Origin of the sequence: Novosphingobium sp. UBA6272 (assembly GCF_002440635.1) — a bacterium.
In the GTDB taxonomy this organism is placed as follows: Bacteria; Pseudomonadota; Alphaproteobacteria; order Sphingomonadales; family Sphingomonadaceae; genus Novosphingobium.
Genome location: NZ_DJUW01000024.1, coordinates 26,357 through 44,488 on the forward strand (window position 1 = coordinate 26,357; position 18,132 = coordinate 44,488).

General features: G+C 62.9%; 16 protein-coding genes. 12 read left to right on the forward strand and 4 right to left on the reverse strand.

The window, feature by feature from the left end:
- Positions 1 to 69 precede the first annotated feature (69 nt).
- The 11 genes from trbB to B2V17_RS11125 are packed head-to-tail and all read left to right on the forward strand — an operon-like array spanning position 70 to position 9,692.
- Positions 70 to 1,053, forward strand: a complete 984-nt coding sequence (gene trbB, locus B2V17_RS11075) for a P-type conjugative transfer ATPase TrbB (protein WP_292997612.1) — start codon at positions 70 to 72, stop codon at positions 1,051 to 1,053.
- Positions 1,050 to 1,382, forward strand: coding sequence for a TrbC/VirB2 family protein (locus tag B2V17_RS11080; protein WP_292997614.1), 333 nt, complete (start codon positions 1,050 to 1,052; stop codon positions 1,380 to 1,382). The genes trbB and B2V17_RS11080 overlap by 4 nt, the downstream gene beginning before the upstream one ends.
- Positions 1,382 to 1,657, forward strand: a complete 276-nt coding sequence (locus B2V17_RS11085) for a VirB3 family type IV secretion system protein (protein ID WP_292997616.1) — start codon at positions 1,382 to 1,384, stop codon at positions 1,655 to 1,657. Before B2V17_RS11080 ends, B2V17_RS11085 begins: the two co-directional genes overlap by 1 nt.
- A 5-nt stretch (positions 1,658 to 1,662) precedes the next feature.
- Positions 1,663 to 4,125 carry a conjugal transfer protein TrbE gene (trbE, locus tag B2V17_RS11090; protein ID WP_292997618.1) on the forward strand — a complete coding sequence of 821 codons (2,463 nt, stop codon included), beginning with the start codon at positions 1,663 to 1,665 and terminating at the stop codon, positions 4,123 to 4,125.
- Positions 4,126 to 4,130: 5 nt separating this feature from the next.
- Positions 4,131 to 4,895: a P-type conjugative transfer protein TrbJ gene (gene trbJ, locus B2V17_RS11095; RefSeq protein ID WP_292997620.1), complete on the forward strand. Its 765-nt coding sequence runs from the start codon at positions 4,131 to 4,133 to the stop codon at positions 4,893 to 4,895.
- Positions 4,896 to 4,899: 4 nt separating this feature from the next.
- Positions 4,900 to 5,235: a putative entry exclusion protein TrbK-alt gene (gene trbK-alt, locus B2V17_RS11100; protein ID WP_292997622.1), complete on the forward strand. Its 336-nt coding sequence runs from the start codon at positions 4,900 to 4,902 to the stop codon at positions 5,233 to 5,235.
- A 1-nt stretch (position 5,236) separates the two neighbouring features.
- A complete protein-coding gene (gene trbL, locus B2V17_RS11105; protein WP_292997624.1) occupies positions 5,237 to 6,553 on the forward strand; it encodes a P-type conjugative transfer protein TrbL in 1,317 nt (438 codons plus the stop codon).
- Between the two features lie 4 nt (positions 6,554 to 6,557).
- Positions 6,558 to 7,241 carry a conjugal transfer protein TrbF gene (gene trbF / locus B2V17_RS11110; protein WP_292997626.1) on the forward strand — a complete coding sequence of 228 codons (684 nt, stop codon included), beginning with the start codon at positions 6,558 to 6,560 and terminating at the stop codon, positions 7,239 to 7,241.
- On the forward strand, positions 7,238 to 8,272 hold the full coding sequence (gene trbG, locus B2V17_RS11115; protein WP_292997628.1) for a P-type conjugative transfer protein TrbG: 1,035 nt from the start codon (positions 7,238 to 7,240) through the stop codon (positions 8,270 to 8,272). The genes trbF and trbG overlap by 4 nt, the downstream gene beginning before the upstream one ends.
- Positions 8,269 to 9,468: a TrbI/VirB10 family protein gene (locus B2V17_RS11120; protein WP_292997630.1), complete on the forward strand. Its 1,200-nt coding sequence runs from the start codon at positions 8,269 to 8,271 to the stop codon at positions 9,466 to 9,468. Before trbG ends, B2V17_RS11120 begins: the two co-directional genes overlap by 4 nt.
- Entirely contained in the window at positions 9,465 to 9,692 is a 228-nt protein-coding gene (locus tag B2V17_RS11125; RefSeq protein ID WP_292997632.1) for a DUF2274 domain-containing protein, read from the forward strand. The genes B2V17_RS11120 and B2V17_RS11125 overlap by 4 nt, the downstream gene beginning before the upstream one ends.
- Here the strand turns inward: B2V17_RS11125 and B2V17_RS11130 are convergent.
- Genes B2V17_RS11130 through B2V17_RS11145 form a run of 4 tightly spaced genes read right to left on the reverse strand, consistent with a single transcriptional unit; the run spans position 9,680 to position 16,161 of the window.
- Positions 9,680 to 10,585, reverse strand: coding sequence for a LysR family transcriptional regulator (locus B2V17_RS11130; RefSeq protein WP_292997634.1), 906 nt, complete (start codon positions 10,583 to 10,585; stop codon positions 9,680 to 9,682). The two genes, B2V17_RS11125 and B2V17_RS11130, sit on opposite strands and share 13 nt — an antisense overlap.
- A 55-nt stretch (positions 10,586 to 10,640) precedes the next feature.
- Positions 10,641 to 13,769 (reverse strand): efflux RND transporter permease subunit, encoded by a 3,129-nt coding sequence (locus B2V17_RS11135; RefSeq protein WP_292997636.1) that lies wholly within the window; start codon positions 13,767 to 13,769, stop codon positions 10,641 to 10,643.
- Positions 13,766 to 14,998: an efflux RND transporter periplasmic adaptor subunit gene (locus B2V17_RS11140; protein WP_292997638.1), complete on the reverse strand. Its 1,233-nt coding sequence runs from the start codon at positions 14,996 to 14,998 to the stop codon at positions 13,766 to 13,768. Before B2V17_RS11140 ends, B2V17_RS11135 begins: the two co-directional genes overlap by 4 nt.
- On the reverse strand, positions 14,995 to 16,161 hold the full coding sequence (locus B2V17_RS11145) for a TolC family protein (RefSeq protein WP_292997644.1): 1,167 nt from the start codon (positions 16,159 to 16,161) through the stop codon (positions 14,995 to 14,997). Before B2V17_RS11145 ends, B2V17_RS11140 begins: the two co-directional genes overlap by 4 nt.
- Positions 16,162 to 16,705: 544 nt before the next feature.
- On the opposite strand from B2V17_RS11145, the gene B2V17_RS11150 reads away from it, so the two are divergent.
- Positions 16,706 to 18,132, forward strand: a 1,427-nt coding sequence (locus tag B2V17_RS11150) for a hypothetical protein (RefSeq protein ID WP_292997640.1), incomplete at its 3' end; no start/stop codon positions are given.

Below are 18,132 nucleotides of genomic sequence, written 5' to 3' on the forward strand. Positions count from 1 at the left end.
CTGATGCCCTTTTGATCCGCCTCGCGAGCGCTGCCGATTGTCGGCCCGCGCCACGACACGAGGCAATTCATGAGCGTCATCCCCATTCAGGCTCAGGCATCGTCGCGCGGCGCGCGCATGCTGCGCACTGCCTTGGGCCCCGAGATTTCTGCCTGGCTTGAAGAGCCGGCGGTCATCGAGGTCATGCTAAATCCCGACGGTCGGCTCTGGGTCGACCGGCTGGGAGCCGGGATCGCCGATACGGGAAGCGGAATGGCCGCTGCTGATGGCGAGCGGATCATCCGGCTCGTGGCGCATCATGTCGGGGCCGAGGTTCACGCCCGTTCCCCCCGCGTGTCGGCCGAGCTTCCCGATACGGGTGAGAGGTTCGAGGGTCTGCTCCCGCCAGTCGTGGCCGCACCGAGCTTCGCCATCCGCAAGCCTGCCGTCGCTGTGTTCACGCTTGCCGATTATGTCGCGACGGGGATCATGGCGCAGTGGCAGGCCGAGGCACTGGTTGCCGCAGTCGCCACGAAGAAGAACATCCTGGTCGCCGGGGGCACATCGACCGGCAAGACCACTCTCACCAACGCGCTGCTCGCCGAGGTCGCCAAGAGCGACGATCGGGTGGTGTTGATCGAGGACACGCGTGAGCTGCAATGCTCCGCGCCCAACCTTGTCTCACTGCGCACCAAGGACGGGGTTGCGACGCTTTCCGACCTGGTCCGCTCGGCTCTGCGGTTGCGGCCCGACCGCATTCCGATCGGCGAGGTGCGCGGCGCCGAGGCGCTCGACCTGCTCAAAGCCTGGGGCACCGGCCACCCCGGCGGTGTTGGGACAATCCATTCCGGATCGGCGCTCGGTACCCTGCGACGGCTTGAGCAACTGATCCAGGAAAGCGTGGTCACCGTCCCGCGCGCGCTCATCGCCGAGACCATCAATGTCATCGCCGTGCTGGTCCGCGACGGCACCGGGCGGCGCCTTGCTGAACTCGCCCAGGTCACCGGGCTCAATGCGCGCGGGGACTACCAGATCCTTCCCATAACCCCTGAACCTCAAGGAGACTATTCGTGATCCAGACCCTTTCCCGTGCCCGCGCCCGTGTTTCGACCACGCTGCTTGGCGGCTTCGTTGCACTGTCAAATGCAACGCCTGCCCATGCCGCTGGCTCATCGATGCCGTGGGAGGCACCGCTGCAGTCGATCCTCGAATCCATCCAAGGGCCGGTCGCCAAGATCGTCGCGGTGATGATCATCATCGCCACCGGCCTCGCGCTGGCCTTCGGCGACACCTCGGGCGGCGCGCGGCGGATGATCCAGATCGTCTTTGGCCTGTCGATCGCCTTCGCCGCTTCGTCCTTCTTCCTGTCGTTCTTCAGCTTCGGCGGTGGAGCACTGGTCTGATGGACGCCGTGCCGCCTGAAGCCGTGCCGGGCTACGTCGTCCCGGTCCACCGCGCGCTGACCGAGCATATCCTGCTCGGCGGTGCGCCGCGCGGTCTCGCGATCGCCAATGCGACGCTGGCTGCCGCGATAGGGCTTGGCCTACGCCTGTGGATCGCGGGTGTCGTGATCTTCGCGCTCGGCCATGCGGTCTCGGTTTGGGCGGCGCGGCGCGATCCACAGTTCGTCGATGTCGCACGGAGGCATCTTCGCATTCCCACCTATCTGAGGGTCTGAAGCTCATGCTTTCGCTTCGCGAATACCGGAACAAGGCCGACCGCCTCGCTGACTTCCTGCCCTGGGCGGCGCTGGTTGCGCCGGGCGTGGTCTTGAACAAGGACGGCAGCTTCCAGCGCTCGGCCCGGTTCCGCGGGCCCGACCTCGACAGCGCCACGCCTGCCGAACTGATTGCCACCACCGCGCGCCTCAACAGCGCGCTGCGCCGCCTGGGCTCGGGCTGGGCGATCTTCGTCGAGGCGGTGCGCCGCCCGGCGCAGGACTATCCCGAAAGCGCCTTCCCCGATCCGGCCTCCGAATTGATCGAGCAGGAACGCGCCGCGCAGTTCGCCGAGGAAGGCGCGCACTTCGAGAGCCGCTACTTCCTGACCCTACTGTGGATGCCGCCCGCCGAGGACGCCGCCCGTGCCGAAAGCTGGCTCTACGAAGGCAAGGCCGAAAAAGGCATCAACCCCAAGGAACTGCTCGACCTCTTCGTCGATCGCACCGACCGGCTGCTACGGCTGATTGAGGGCGTCGTGCCCGAGGTTGCCTGGCTCGATGACGGCGAGACCCTGACTTACTTGCACAGCTGCATCTCGACGCGAGCCCACCGGGTGCGGGTGCCCGAGGTGCCGATGTACCTCGACGCGCTGCTGGCGGACGAACCGCTGACTGGCGGGCTCGAGCCGCGCCTGGGCCGCGCGCATCTGCGCACGCTGAGCGTGGTCGGTTTTCCAAGCAGCACCTTCCCAGGCTTGCTCGACGAACTCAACCGGCTCGCCTTCGCCTATCGCTGGTCGACCCGTGCGGTGATGCTCGACAAGACCGATGCGACCAAGTTAACGGCGAAGATCCGGCGGCAATGGTTCGCCAAGCGCAAATCGGTCGCCGCAATCCTTAAGGAGGTGATGACCAACGAGGCCTCGACGCTGCTCGACAGCGACGCCTCGAACAAGGCCGCCGATGCCGATGCAGCGCTGCAGGAGCTCGGCGCCGACCATGTCGGCCAGGCCTATGTCACTGCAACGGTCACCGTGTGGGACGAAGATCCCGCGCTCGCGGCCGAGAAGCTGCGTCTGGTCGAGAAGGTCATCCAGGGCCGCGATTTCACGTGTGTAGTCGAAGGCATGAACGGGGTCGAAGCCTGGCTCGGATCGCTCCCCGGCCATGTCTACGCCAACGTCCGGCAACCACCGATCTCCACTCTAAACTTGGCCCACATGATCCCCCTCTCAGCCGTGTGGGCCGGGCCGGAACGGGACGAACACTTTGCCGCCCCTCCGCTCTTCTATGCGCGGACCGAAGGTTCGACCCCGTTCCGGTTTTCGCTGCATGTCGGCGATGTCGGCCACACGCTGATCGTCGGGCCAACCGGGGCGGGCAAATCGGTGCTGCTGGCGCTCATGGCGCTGCAGTTCCGGCGCTATAACCAAGCTCAGGTCTTCGCCTTCGACTTCGGCGGCTCGATCCGCGCCGCCGTGCTCGCCTGCGGCGGTGACTGGCAGGATCTTGGTACCAGTCTCGCAGATGACGGGGCAGGTGCAGTCCTGTTGCAGCCCTTGGCGCGGATCGACGAAGCGGCGGAGCGCAACTGGGCCGCCGAATGGCTCCAGGCGATCCTTGCTGCCGAAGGCGTCACCATTGACCCGCCGACCAAGGAGCATCTCTGGTCGGCGCTGACCTCGCTGTCGACCGCGCCGGTCGCCGAGCGGACGCTGACGGGTCTCGCCGTGCTTCTTCAGTCGCAGACCTTGAAGCAGGCGCTCGCACCTTATTGCATCGGCGGGCCGTTCGGGCGGCTGCTCGATGCCGAGGTCGAGCATTTGGGGGAAGCCAGCTTTCAGGCCTTTGAGACAGAGGGGCTGACCGGATCGGCCGCAGCGCCCGCAGTGCTCGCCTACCTGTTCCACCGCATCGAAGGTCGGCTCGACGGTTCGCCGACGATGATCATCATCGACGAAGGCTGGCTGGTGCTCGACAGCCCGGCCTTTGCCGCGCAGTTGCGCGAATGGCTCAAGACACTGCGTAAGAAGAACGCGGCCGTGGTCTTCGCCACCCAGAGCCTTGCCGACATCGAGACCTCGCCGATCGCGCCGGCCATCATCGAAAGCTGCCCGACTCGCATCTTCCTGCCCAACGAGCGGGCGGTCGAGCCGCAAATCCTGTCGATCTACCGCCGCTTTGGTTTGAACGACCGGCAGATCGAGATCGTCGCGCGGGCGACGCCCAAGCGCGATTACTACTGCCAGTCGGCCCGCGGCAACCGGCTGTTCGAACTGGGTTTGGGCGAGGTCGCGCTGGCGTTCACCGCCACTTCGTCAAAAGCCGACCAACTGGCGATCGACGAGATCACCGAAACTCACGGCACCGCTGGCTTTGCCGCAGCCTGGCTGCGCCACCGCGGCCTCGCCTGGGCAGCCGAGATGCTTCCCGCACCATCCACCACCCCCCCAGCCCGAACCCCCTCGGGCCAATCCAAGGAGTAAGCCCCATGAAAATCCCCCGCTTTGCCCGCGCGTTCGCCGCCGGTACCGCGATCTTGTCGCTGACCGCGACCGCGCTGGTCCCGGCTCCGGCCTATGCCCAGTTCGGGATCGGCGGAATCGTCTACGATCCCAGCAACTATTCGCAGAACATCCTGACCGCGGCGCGCACGCTCGAGCAGATCAACAATCAGATTCGCCAACTGCAGAACCAGGCGACTTCGCTGATCAACGAAGCGCGCAACCTTCAGAGCCTGCCGCTGACCGTGTTGCAGCCGCTCCAACAGCAGATCCAGCAGACCCAGGCGTTGATCCGTCAGGCGCAAGGCATGGCGATGAACGTCCAGCAGATCGAGGCGCAGTTCGCCGCGCAGTACAAGTCGATCGACCTCAACCAGTCGCAGCGCGCGATGGTCGATGGTGCGCGGCAGCGCTGGCAGACCAGCGTCGGCGCGTTCGAAGACGCGCTCAAAATCCAGGCCGGCGTCGTCAGCAACATCGAAGGCTCGCGCACCGCGATCGGCCAGCTCGTCACCGCGAGCCAGTCGGCAACCGGCGCGCTGCAGGCGGCCCAGGCCGGCAACCAGCTGCTCGCGCTGCAGTCGCAGCAGTTGTCCGACCTCATCGCGGCGGTCGCGGCGATGGGCCGGGCGCAGTCGCTCGATGCCGCAAACTCGGCTGCCGCCAAGGCGCAGGCGCGCGAACAGCTACGCCGCTTCCTTGCGCCGGGTCGCGGCTATGTCCCCGCGAACGCACAGATGTTCCGGAATTGAGCCGATGGACACCAAGCTCTTCGCGCGGATCGGAGCCGGAGCCTTCGTGGCCGTGGCGCTGACCATGACTGTGCTCGACCTGCGCGAAGAGCCCAGGATGCCATCCCCTGAGATCACCACCGTCTTCGAACCCGATGGCGATCCGCTGCCAGCGCAGCTCAAGGCCTGCGCGGCGATGGGCGAACTGGCGCTCACCGCCCCCGATTGCCGCGCGGCCTGGGCAGAGAAGCGGCGACGGTTCCTTGGGGTCGAGGCGGAAGCTTCATCACCAGATCCCGTCGCGTCGCCCGTCTTGGATGAACCGACGGCCGATCAAACTCTCACTCCAAAGGCGAACTGACATGGGTGGCACCGGCGTCGTTGACCGCTTCCTAGACATCTTCTCACGCTATATCGACAGCGGCTTCGGCCTGCTCTCGGGCGAGGTCGCGTTCATCGCGACCACGCTGATCGTGATCGATGTGACGCTCGCGGCGCTGTTCTGGTCGTGGGGCGAAGGCGACGACATCATGGCCCGGCTGGTCAAGAAAACGCTGTTCGTCGGTGTCTTCGCCTACATCATCGGCAACTGGGACAATCTCGCTCGCATCGTCTTCGAGAGCTTCGCGGGGCTCGGCCTCAAGGCGAGCGGCACCGGCTTCACCGCAGCCGAACTCTTGCAGCCTGGCCGGGTGGCGCAGGTCGGAATGGATGCGGCACAGCCGCTGATCACCGCGATATCGGAGCTGATGGGCTTCGTCAGCTTCTTCGAGAATTTCCTGCAGATCGTGATCTTGCTGGTTGCCTGGGCGATCGTGATCATCGCCTTCTTCATCCTCTCGATTCAGCTGTTCGTCACCCTCATTGAGTTCAAGCTGACCACGCTCTGCGGCTTCGTGCTGATCCCGTTCGGGCTGTTCGGCAAGACCGCCTTCATGGCCGAGCGCGTGCTCGGCAATGTCGTTTCCTCGGGCATCAAGGTGCTGGTGCTTGCCGTGATCGTCGGCATCGGCTCGACCATCTTCACCGAATTCACCTCCGCGATCGGCGCGGAACCCACCATCGAGGACGCGCTGTCGATCATGCTGGCGAGCCTGTCGCTGCTCGGGCTCGGCATCTTCGGCCCCGGTATTGCAAACGGCATCGTATCGGGCGGCCCGCAGCTAGGCGCAGGTGCCGCCGCTGGCACGGCGCTGCTCGCTGGCGGCGCTGCCGCTGGCGCGGTTGCCGGTGCGCGCATGGCAGGCGGTGCGGTCGCCTCGGCAGCTTCCAACGTGGCCCACGGCACCTCGCGCGCCGCAGGCGGTGCGACCATGGCCTATGCACTCGGCTCGGCGGGCAAATCCGGAGCCTCCGCCGTCGGTTCGGGCATGGCCGCAGTCGGCGACGCAGCCGTCGGTGCAGCCACCTCGCCGCTGCGCAAGGCGGGTGACTCCATGAAGCAATCGTTCCGCGAGGGCAGCCGCGCCGCGATCACCAACACCGGCGGCACGATCACACCGGCACCGAACACGCCGCCTCCGCCTCCCGCCTCTGCCGACGCAGGTCAACCGGCCTGGGCCAAGGCGATGAAGGACCGGCAGACCATAACCCATGGCGCCACTATCGCCGCGCATACGCTGAAGTCGGGCGACAGCCATGGCGGCGGCGCTTCCATCAACGTTAGCGAAAAGGACTGACCGCATGTTCCGACGCCCATCGATCCGCTACGGCAAGACCCCCGAACCCGAAACGCCCTACCAGCGCGCCGCGCAGGTCTGGGACGACCGCAACGGCTCGGCCCGCGTCCAGGCCCGCAGCTGGCGGCTTGCCTTCTTCGGCGCACTGGGTCTGTCGACCTGCCTCACCGCCGGGATAATCTGGCAAGGCGCGCGCGGCTCGATCGTTCCCTGGGTGGTTCAGGTCGACAAGCTTGGTGAGGCGCAGGCCGTAGCGCCTGCCGATGCAGGCTACACGCCTAGCGACCCGCAGATCGCGTTCCACCTCGCCCGGTTCATCGAGCAGGTCCGCGCCGTTCCAGACGATCCGATTGTCGTGCGGCAGAACTGGCTGCGCGCCTATGACTTCGCCACCGACAAGGGCGCGCTTGCGCTCAACGACTATGCCCGGACTAACGACCCGTTCGCCCTGATCGGGCGCGAACAAGTCGGGATTGATGTCACCAGCGTGATCCGCGCCTCGCCGACCAGCTTCCGCGTCGCCTGGGTCGAGCGGCGCTACCGCGATGGCAGCCTGGCCGAAACCACCCGCTGGACCGCAATCCTGACCATCGCGCTCCAGACACCCCGCACCCCCGATGCCCTGCGCAAGAACCCGCTCGGCATCTTCGTCAACGCCATCAACTGGTCGAAGGAACTCGGATCATGATCAGCACCAAATTGCGCGCCCGGCGCGCCTGCCTTCTCGCGATGCTCGTCGGGAGCGTCGCCACGACTTCAACTACGTGGGCTCAAGAACCGACAAAGCACCAGCCCACTTCGCCAGCGTCCTCGGGCGATGCGGCGCAGTCGACCGCTTCGCGCACCGATGTGGTCGCCATCCCCGTGCCGCTGCCGCTTCCCGGCCAGCTGCAAGCCCTTCCGCGGCGTAACCCTCCCCACGCCGCGGGCCGCTCCCATCCACCGCGGAGTCGCCCCACTCTGCAGGACAGGGTGGGAGCGGCAATGGAGGCCGCGCGGATCCAGCCCGAGCGCACCGGGTTCGTGAACGCGATCCAGGTGTTCCCCTACACCGAGGGCGCGCTCTACCAGATCTACGCCAAGCCGGGCCAGGTGACCGACATCGCATTGCAGGAAGGCGAGCAACTGGTCGGCACCGGCCCGGTCGCGGCCGGCGACACCGTGCGCTGGATGATCGGCGATACCGTGAGCGGGATCGGGGCATCGGCGCGGGTGCATATCCTGGTCAAGCCCATCCGGCCCGACATCGCGACCAACCTCGTGATCAACACGGACCGGCGCACCTATCACCTCGAACTTCGCGCTAATCCGTCGGTCTATATGGCTTCGGTCTCCTGGACCTATCCGCAGGACCAGTTGATTGCGCTGCGTCAGGCGCGTGCCGAAGCGGAGCGCGCCGCGCCCATCGCGGCTGGGCTCGATCTCTCGACGCTCAACTTCCGCTATGCGATCGAGGGCGACAGGCCCGACTGGCGGCCGCTTCGCGCGTTCGACGACGGCGTTCGCGTGTTCATTGAGTTCCCCGAAAGTGTTGCGCAAGGCGAATTGCCGCCGTTGTTCGTAATCGGCGCCAAGGGTGAGGCCGAGCTGGTCAATTACCGCGTCGCGGGCCGCTACATGATCATCGACCGGCTGTTCGGGGCTGCCGAATTACGGCTCGGCGGCCGCATGGGCCAGGACAAGGTGCGGATCGTCGCGCAGCGCAGGGGGCGGGCATGACTACGGCCGAACCTGCCTCGCGCGAGGATGCGCTTTCCGACCCTGCTAGCGCAGTCAAGCTGCGCGGCGATCCACCGCGCGTCATGCGTCTGTCGCGCAAGGCGATCGGCATTGCTTCGGCTTGCGGCTTCGCGCTGGTCGGTGGCGCGTTGATCTATGCGCTTCAGCCCCAAGGTCGCAAACGCGCCGAGGAACTCTACAACACCGAAGGCGTCGCTGTGGCCGACAATCTCGCCGGTGCCCCCAAGGACTATGGCCAGGTGCCCAAGCTCGGCCCACCGTTGCCCGGCGATCTTGGCAAGCCGATCCTCGATGCGCAGCGCCGCGGTGATGTGGCCGCACTGCCGCCGGTGGGCGCGCCGCAGCCGTTGCCGCCCAATCCCGCCGCCAATGCTGCCGAAGCAGCTCGTCAGCGCGCTGAGCAGGAACGCGAGGCCGCGCGAGGGAGCCGATTGTTCTTCGGCGGCGGTGCACCGGGCGGTGGCGCTGGCCTTGCCAGGATGCCTGCCGTGGCCGAAGCCCCGGCGTCGGCAGTGCCACCATCAGGTCCGAAGACCGAGGCGGCCCGTCGGCATGCGTTCCTCGAGCGCGCCAGCGACCGGCGCACGGTGTCGGAAGAGCGGCTGTCAGAGCTGGCTTCGCCCCATGTGTTGCAGGCGGGATCGGTGATTCCGGCCGCGCTTATCACCGGCATCCGTTCGGACTTGCCAGGCTTGGTTACCGCGCAAGTGACCCAAAACATATATGACAGCCCGACCGGGCGCATTCTGCTGATCCCACAGGGCTCACGGCTGATTGGTGACTATGATGCCGATGTCGCATTTGGCCAGAGCCGGGTGCTCCTCGCGTGGAACCGGCTGATCCTGCCCGATGGCCGCTCGATAGTGCTCGAACGCCAGCCTGCCACCGATGCGCGCGGGTTCGCGGGATTGCAGGATGGCACCGATTATCACTGGGGCGGCGTGCTCCAGGCCGCGCTTGTCTCTACGCTGTTGGGTGTGGGCTCCGAGGTTGGTTCTGGCGGCGATGGCGATTTGGCCCGCGCGATCCGGCGCGGAACACAGGACAGCGTCAACCGTGCCGGCGAGCAAATCGTCAGCCGGGAATTGAACGTCCGGCCAACGCTCACCATCCGGCCGGGGTTTCCGGTGCGAGTGCTGGTGACGCGCGATCTGGTGCTGGGAGGCGAACGATGACTCGGCTGAAGCTCTCCGACCTTGCTGACGAAAAGCCCGTACGCCTGACCATAGAAGTGTCGGCGAGGCTCCATAAGGAACTTGTTGCTTACGCTACGGCCCTCAACGGCGGCGATGCGAAAGGCGCTCCACCACCCGAGCGGCTGATTCCGCCGATGATCGAGCGGTTTATAGCCACCGACCGCAGCTATGCCAAAGGGCGCCGCGCCGCTCAGCCGGGGTAGCGCTCCTCGATCAGCTTGAAGAACCGCTTGAGCGCCGGGTTGTCGTTATCCTCGCGCCAGTAGAGAGCATATTCCAGGCGGGCTGGTCCGGTGGCATCGTAGATTTCACGGAAGTGGAGATCTTGCCATGGCACGCCTTGCGAAGCTTCGGTAGCGACCGAGATAAACCGTTTGGCCACAATCATGCTGAGGACACTCTCCTGGCTCGTGTCCTGATATATCACGGCGGGCCGGAACCCTTGCTCGGTCAGTCGGGCGGAAATCAGATTGCCGAGAATCGGACCAATCCCGTTACCAGAGACAACGAAGACCTCGCGTCGCAAGTCCTGCCAGTAGATCTTTTCTTTCGAAAGCAGCTCGCTGTCTTCGAGCAAGACTGTGAAAAGCCGCTCAGACCAAAGCGGCCTCGACAGCAGCCCTGCCTCACCAAGACCGGTCGGAATCACGCCTACATCCACGGTCTGCGATTGCAGGCCGTGAATGATCTTCTCGGGTCCACCCTCGATTCCGTCGAACTGGACCTCGGGAAAGCGGGCAAGGTATTCGGAGAATGCACGCTTGAGGTTGCCCGACATGAGTGACGAACAATAGCCGACCGCCAATCTGCCCTGAAGGCCGTAGCTGACGTTGCGAGCGGTGGTATGCAGGTTGTCGACATCGGTGACGATGCGGCGCGCCTGTTCGATGAAGACTCTGCCATTCTCTGTGACCTCGGCACCACGCGTTGTTCGCTCGAACAGCTTGATGCCAAGCCTAATCTCCATGTCCTTGACTTTGCGGCTAAGTGTTGACTGCTTCATCCCAAGTGAAGCGGCAGCACGGGCAAAACTCTGGCTATCCGCCGTGAGGACAGCGTAGCGGAGTTGTCGAAATTCAATTCCCGCATCAAACAATTGAACTACTCCATAATCAGAATGGTCCAATCGATTGACTGTGCTGACAGATATATCATGCGTCGCTCAATCTTTGTTTTGAATGATCGCGCCGGCGCATCAACAAATAGGCCGCCGGAATAACCAGCATCGACAAGAGCGGCGCCGTAATCATGCCGCCAACCATGGGGGCCGCGATCCTGCTCATCACTTCCGAACCCGTGCCGCTGCCTGCGAGAACGGGAAAAAGACCGGCAAGTATTACGGCGACTGTCATGGCTTTGGGGCGCACCCGAAGCAAAGCGCCTTCGCGCACGGCGGCGGCGACATCGCCGTCTTCGCGCGCCTCGAGCGCGTGCTTGAGATAGATCAGCATCACCACCCCGAATTCCGCAGAAACTCCGGCGAGCGCGATGAAACCGACAGCGGTAGCGACGGACTGGTTATACCCGAACCAATAGAGCAGCCAAAGCCCACCTGTGAGTGCAAAGGGCAAGGTACCCATGATGAGCAGCGCTTCATCCCAGCGGCGAAAGGTGAGGTACAGGAGGGCGAGGATGATCGCGAGTGTCACCGGCACCACCAGCTTCATGCGTTCCTTGGCTCGGACCAGGAACTCGTACTGTCCGGTATATGAGATACTGACACCCGGAGGCAGGGTAACCTTTGAGGTGATTGCGCGATTGATATCCGATACCAGCGTTTGCATGTCGCTTGAACGGCCGTCGACATAGATCCAAGTGACCGGTCTGCCGTTCTCGCTGCGCAGCATGGGCGGGCCATCGCTGACGCGGACGGTGGCGACCGTGCCAAGAGTAATCTGTTGCCCCGATGGGGTGAGGACAGGAAGATTGGACAGCTTGTCCACGCTGTCGCGCAATTCACGCGGGTATCGCACACTGATCGGATAGCGTGCAAGCCCCTCGACCGTTTGGCTAATATTCTCGCCGCCAATAGCGGAGGCGACCAGGTCGTGGACATCGGCGACGTTGAGGCCGTAACGCGATGCAGTCGCACGATCTACTTGGATATCGATATAGCGCCCACCGCTAAGCCGCTCCGCCAGCGCCGAAGAAACGCCAGGGACGCCTCTCACCACGCCTTCTATACGCTTGGCCGTCTGATTTATTTCACCCAGGTTCGAACCAGCAACCTTGATCCCGATCGGGCTCTTGATTCCGGTTGCCAGCATATCGATCCGGTTGCGGATCGGCGGAATCCAGAAATTGGCGAGGCCTGGCACTTTGACCTTCGCGTCCAGTTCTTCGACAAGTTTTTCAGGGGTCATGCCAGGTCGCCACTGATCGGCTGGTTTGAATCGGATGGTCGTTTCGAACATTTCGAGCGGTGCCGGATCCGTCGCGCTATCAGCCCGGCCAGACTTTCCGAATACCGTTTCAACCTCCGGGACTGTCTTGATCATCCTGTTGGTCTGCTGGAGCAGGCGACTGGCTTCAGCCGCTGACAGGCCAGGCAACGCGGAGGGCATGTAGAGCAAGTCGCCTTCGTTCATTTGCGGCAGAAACTCGCCGCCGATCCGCGAGGCCGGCCACAGGCTGCTCGCAAAGATAAGCGCCGCAATCAGCAAGGTCTGTTTCGGCCGCTTCAACACCCAGTCGATCGCCGGGCGGTAAATGTGCGAGAGCCATCGATTGATCGGGTTGGCCTCTTCGTTGGGGATCTTTCCCTTGATCAGCATGCCCATCAATACCGGGATCAGCGTGATTGAAAGGAGCGCTGCGGCAGCCATTGCGTAGGTCTTGGTGAACGCCAGTGGAGTGAACAACCGTCCTTCCTGTCCCTGTAAGGTGAAGATCGGGATGAAGGAAAAGGTGATGATCAACAGGCTGAGGAAGAGTGCGGGACCCACTTCGGCCGCAGCATCAGTCACAAGCCTCCAGCGTGTGGGTTGATCGAGTTCGTGACCGGGATGTTCATGTTGCCAGTGCTCGAGATGCTTGTGTGCGTTCTCGATCATCACTACTGCTGCATCCACCATTGCGCCGATCGCGATCGCAATCCCACCAAGCGATAGGATGTTGGCGTTAAGTCCCTGCAATCGCATGACGATGAATGCTATTAGGATGCCAAGCGGCAAAGTAAGGATCGCAACCAACGCTGAGCGCGCGTGCCACAGAAACAGTCCGCAGACGATGGCGACGATCAGGAACTCCTCGATCAGCTTGCTGGTGAGATTCTCAACCGCGCGGTCGATCAAACCTGACCGATCATATACCGTCACAACCTCGACCCCAGGTGGCAGGCTTTTTTTCAGTTCATCGAGCTTCTGGCGGACCCCGTCGATGACTGCCCGCGCATTCTGTCCTTGGCGCATTACGATGACACCGCCCGCGACTTCTCCTTCACCGTTGAGCTCGGCAATTCCGCGGCGCATTTCCGGGCCGACTTGCACTGTGGCTACGTCGCCGACCGTAATCGGCACTCCACCAACAGCGGTTCGAATCGGGACGAGTTCGAAATCCCGCAACGACCCCAGATAGTCGCTGGCACGCACAGTGTATTCCGCGCCTGCCATTTCGACAGTTGCACCGCCAGTCTCCTGGTTGGCGCGCCTCAGCGCGTCCGCCACGTCTTGCGGCGTGACCCCATAGGCCGCGAGTTTCTGCGGATCGACAACCACCTGGTATTGCCTGACCATGCCACCGATGGCGGCGACTTCCGCCACGCCTGGGATAGTCTTAAGTTCATAGCGCAGGAACCAGTCCTGGATGCTGCGCAGCTGAGCCAGATCGTGCGTACCCTTGCGATCGACAAGTGCGTATTCGTAAATCCAGCCAACACCTGTCGCATCGGGACCAAGCGTGGCATTGGCACCGTTCGGCAGACGGCTTTGCACCTGACTCAGATATTCCAGAACACGACTGCGCGCCCAGTAGAGATCGGTGCCGTCTTCGAACAGCACGTAGACATAACTGTCGCCGGTGAATGAATAGCCACGCACGATCCGCGCGCCTGGAACTGAAAGCATTGTCGTCGCAACCGGAGTGGTGACCTGGTTTTCGATGATTTGCGGCGCCTGGCCCGGCCAACTGGTGCGGATGATCACCTGTACATCGGATAGATCCGGCAGCGCGTCGACCGGCGTGGTTCTGACCGCGAGCAATCCAAGTGCCGACAGCACCAATGCCGCGGCAAGAACGAAACCCCGCGCACGCACGGAAGCCCTGATAATTGCTGCGATCACTGGTCGCCACCGATCGGACGCGCAACAACGCCCGCCAGGCTTGCTTCGGAATCGAGCAGGAACTGAGCGGATGCGACAACCCGTTCGTTTGGAGCCAATCCCGCGAGGACTTCGGTCTTGCCCCCTCCTTCGCGACCAATTCGCACTTCGGCCGGACGATATCGTCCTTCAGGAAGGGCAAGCATGACCAAAGTCCGGGTGCCGGTGCGAATGATTGCCTCATTCGGAATCAACAGCCTTGGCTGCCCGTCTTGCACAAAGGCGACCCTTGCAAACATGCCCGGCCGCAGTCGTCCCTTGTGATTGACCAGCTCAATGCGAGCGGTGAGTGTTCGGCTGTCGGCCTGTGCCGTTGGGAGGATGGCGGTAACCTTTCCGGTGAAAGTCTCGCCCGGGAATGCTGCCAGCGTAACAGTTGCACCCAGACCCACGCGGACTGTTTGAGCCTGTGCCTCGGGAATAGCCGCATTGAGCCAGATCGTGGCGATCCCTCCCACCTGCGCAAGGCTGGCTCCTGCTGGAAGAGTCATTCCCGACCTGACTTCGAGCGACTGGATCACACCTCCCTTTGGTGAGCGGATCGTGACGACATCATGGGTTCGGCCTGTCCGTTCAACTTCCGCGATCAGCGTGTCAGACATGCCCAGTAGCTTTAGCCGACGATGCGCTGCTGCGGTAAGCTCGGGCTTTCCCAACTGCCTTACCGCCAAGTACTCGGTCTGCGCGCCGGCCCAATCGGAAATCAGCAAGTCCGCGACAGGAGCGCCGGCCGCGATCACATCGCCTGGCGCAAGTGCGTAAACCCGGCTCACGAATCCGCCAGATCGTGCTTGCACGATCGCGACTTCGCGCAAGTTGAACTCCAGCGTCCCGGTTACCGCAAGGTCAGAAGGAAGAACGCCCATTTCGGGAGCGACAATCCGCATTCCCAGATTCTGCTGGGCGGCGGAATCAATCGTGATGCCTGGCCCCGCATCGGGCGCCTCGTCGGCATATTTGGGGATCGTCTTCATGCCCATCGACGACAGTGAATCGGGATTGTCGTAACGCTCTTGCGGGACCATCGGATCGTACCAATACAGGATCTTGCGGCCGTCAGGTGCCGTTCTTGCGGTCGTATCGGCAGAGTGTCCGCGTTGACCAAGCCAGTAACCGCCTCCGCCTACTACCATCGTGACTGCCAGCAGCGCTGCGCCCCAACGCACTGCGTTCTTCTTGTCCAGCGTCATGGCTGCACCCTTCCATATCTGTAGTTGATCCGGATCACGTCACGCGCGACGTCGGCTTCGCGAGAGAGTGCCTCAACTTCGGCTTCGGCCAAGGCCAGAGTGGACAAAAGTGCACTGCCAAGATCGAGCTTGCCAGCCGCGTAGCTCGCCATGTCGAGTTCTGCGCGATGCTTTGCGAGAGGCACCAGGGTTTCGCGGGCATTATGCAACTGCTGGACATGCATGTCATACTCGGCGAGGTCCGCCTCAAGATCCGCCCGCACTTCCCGCTCAGCAGCATCGCGGGCGAAAAGGGCCTGAGTTTCCTCACTTGCCCGGGCGGCGATCAGCGGATCTTGCCGCTTCCCGGCGAACAATGGCAGGTCAATGCTGACACCGACGGAAACCGTACTGCCATAGGCAGGATCACGGCGACCATAGGCCGCATTGACGCGCCAATCCGGTCGCTTCTCAGCCCGTGCCAGTGCACTCTCCGCCTCAGCGCTGCGTACATTCGCATCGAAGAGTCTTAGCCGAGGCAGTGTTGGGATACCATCAATCAGAGCTTGCCGGTCGACCAAGAGCAACGGCGGACCGCCGACCACGTCAGGATCAGGATCGCCGGTGAAGCGGGCCAACCTGGCCCTGGCCTTGGCTACATCTGCCGCCAGGACACTTCGACGATCGTTGATCTGGGCTCGAAGCTGCGAGGGCTCCAGCGCTTGGGACGGCCGCGCCGAACCGGAAGCCAATCGGGCGGAAACGGTAGATTGCAGATCATCCAAACTCTCGATCAAGCGATCGAGTTGACTCAAGCGGCGTTTGGCGAAGTACAGATCGATCCAAGCAAGCGCAGTTTCGAGCCCGACGTTTTGTGCCTCTACAGAATAGCCGGCTTGGGCCCGGCCGATATCTGCCTGCGCCCGCTGCACTCTGGCACGGCGCTTGGCAGGGTTTGGAAATGCCTGTTCCACACCGATACGCCCCATGGTCATGCCCTCGCGCGTAAAGCTGAAGGCCGGAGGGCCAGAGATCGGGAAATTGTCTATCCCGACATTGAGCGTCGGGTCCGGCAGCTGGCCAGCAGCAACCGAAGCTGATTGGCTCGCCTGCACCTGAGCATCACTGGCGCGAACAGAAGGCGCCTCGCGAATGGCGCGCGTAACCGCCCCGTCGAAAGTCATCGGTTCCCCAAATGCGATGGCCGACACAGCCAAAGTCGGCAAAGCGAGATACTTTATCTTCAATCAGCTGCCCCCTCCTGATGGGATCTGCGAACCACCCTGCCGGCAGGGTGCGGAAGTTCAGGCTTCTGTTCTTGTGCCCCAACGTTGCATGCAAAGAAGTTCCAGCCAGAGATACGCAGCCGAACAACGAAACCCTCACATCGTGGAGCAACTCTTGGATTTGCGGTCAGAATAGATCGGCCTCCGCGCCACCGCGGTGAGCGTGTCGGATGGAAGCCCCAATTGCCCGAATGATAGCAGGCAGTCCTGCTTGGGATCAGGTGTGAACAATACTTACAGATCAGAAAGTGCGAGGACGCTACGCCGTGGTTCTCGCCGGGAGCGAACGGGTGGAATGCGCAGTCAACGCAATCACGGTCGCAACCGACGGGCCGAACACGAACTAACCTGTATCTGCTGGCGGAGCTCTTAATTCCGATACCTAAAGTGCTCGATCAGAATGACACAGCGCAGGTGTTCGATTTCAACGAGGGGGTGTTTCATGTCGAACAAGTTTCCCGCTGGAGGCAGCCAAGTCTCGCAGTCTTTTCCGACTGGCAGTAAGCAGACGCTGTTTCGTTTTACTCTTCCTGCCGCACTTCCCTTTGTTGCCACCATCATCATTCTGGCGATGGTTCCGCCGCAAGCCAAGGCCGTGCCAGCCTACGTCGATCAGACCGGATTGACCTGTCAAGCCTGTCATGTCGGAGGGTTCGGACCTCAACTGACGCCGATGGGCCGTCAGTTCAAGATTGAGGGTTACACGATGCGCAGTGGCGCGAGTGTCCCGATTTCTGCTGTTGGAGAAGTTTCTTTCACACGCACAAAAAAGGACCAGGATCCTCCTCCGGAAATGGGCAAGGCCAACAATAACCTGCTCCTGGACAGAGGTAGCCTGTACCTCACCGGCGGGATAGGCCAGAATTTCGGTGGCTTTGTCGAGGTCGCCTATGAAGGTGCCGAAAAGGCCTGGATGCTCGACATGCTCGACCTCAGGGCGGTCACCAAGAGCCAGATCTTCGGCCAGGATGCGGTGCTTGGATTGTCTCTCAACAATTCCCCAACTGTCCAGGATCCATGGAACACGACCCCGGCATGGAGCTTCCCCTATACGCAAACGACCATTTCGCGGACACCAGGGGCGGCCCCGCTGATCAACGGCGGACTAGGCGGAAAGTCGATCGGATTGACGGCCTATGCCTGGCTTGGACAGAAGTTCTATATGGAAGGCGGAGCCTACTCCAGCCCACGGGCGGGCACGCTAAGGTGGCTTGGTGTTGAATCCGATGAACCCGGCGACATCAAAGGACTCGCGCCTTACGGCAGGGCGGCCTGGCAAGGGCCGTTGGGCGGAGGAACGGCACACGTTGGAGCCTACTTCCTGCAAGCGCGCATTCGCCCGCACCGCAATCGCACGACGAGCCTCTCGGATCGGTACACCGACTTTGGCCTCGATGCCTCTTGGCAAAAGACGCTTGGTACGGGCGACGCACTTTCGGCCCAGATGCGCTACACGCGGGAGAACGCGGATCTTCAGGCAAGCTGCTGGCTCGGCTTCGTTGGTCCGGGCGGCAATGCAGATTGCGCAAGGATACGTCTCAACGAGTGGCGGGGCGACATTGGCTACAACTGGCGCTCCAAAGTCGGTGTGACACTGGGAGCGTTCTCGACGACCGGAACTGCAAATTCGAACCTCTATCGCGGGCCGACCGCCAAACCAGACAGTAATGGGCTGACCGCCCAACTCGATTACACTCCATGGGCTAACAGCAACGGGCCTCTTGGACGGCGAGCCAGCATGCGCGTTGGGCTGCAGTACACGGCTTATGGCAAGTTCGACGGTGCCCGGTCCAACTACGATGGCGCCAATGCCAATGCTTCTGACAACAATGCACTGAGGGTATTCACATTGGCCTGCTGCCGGTTTGG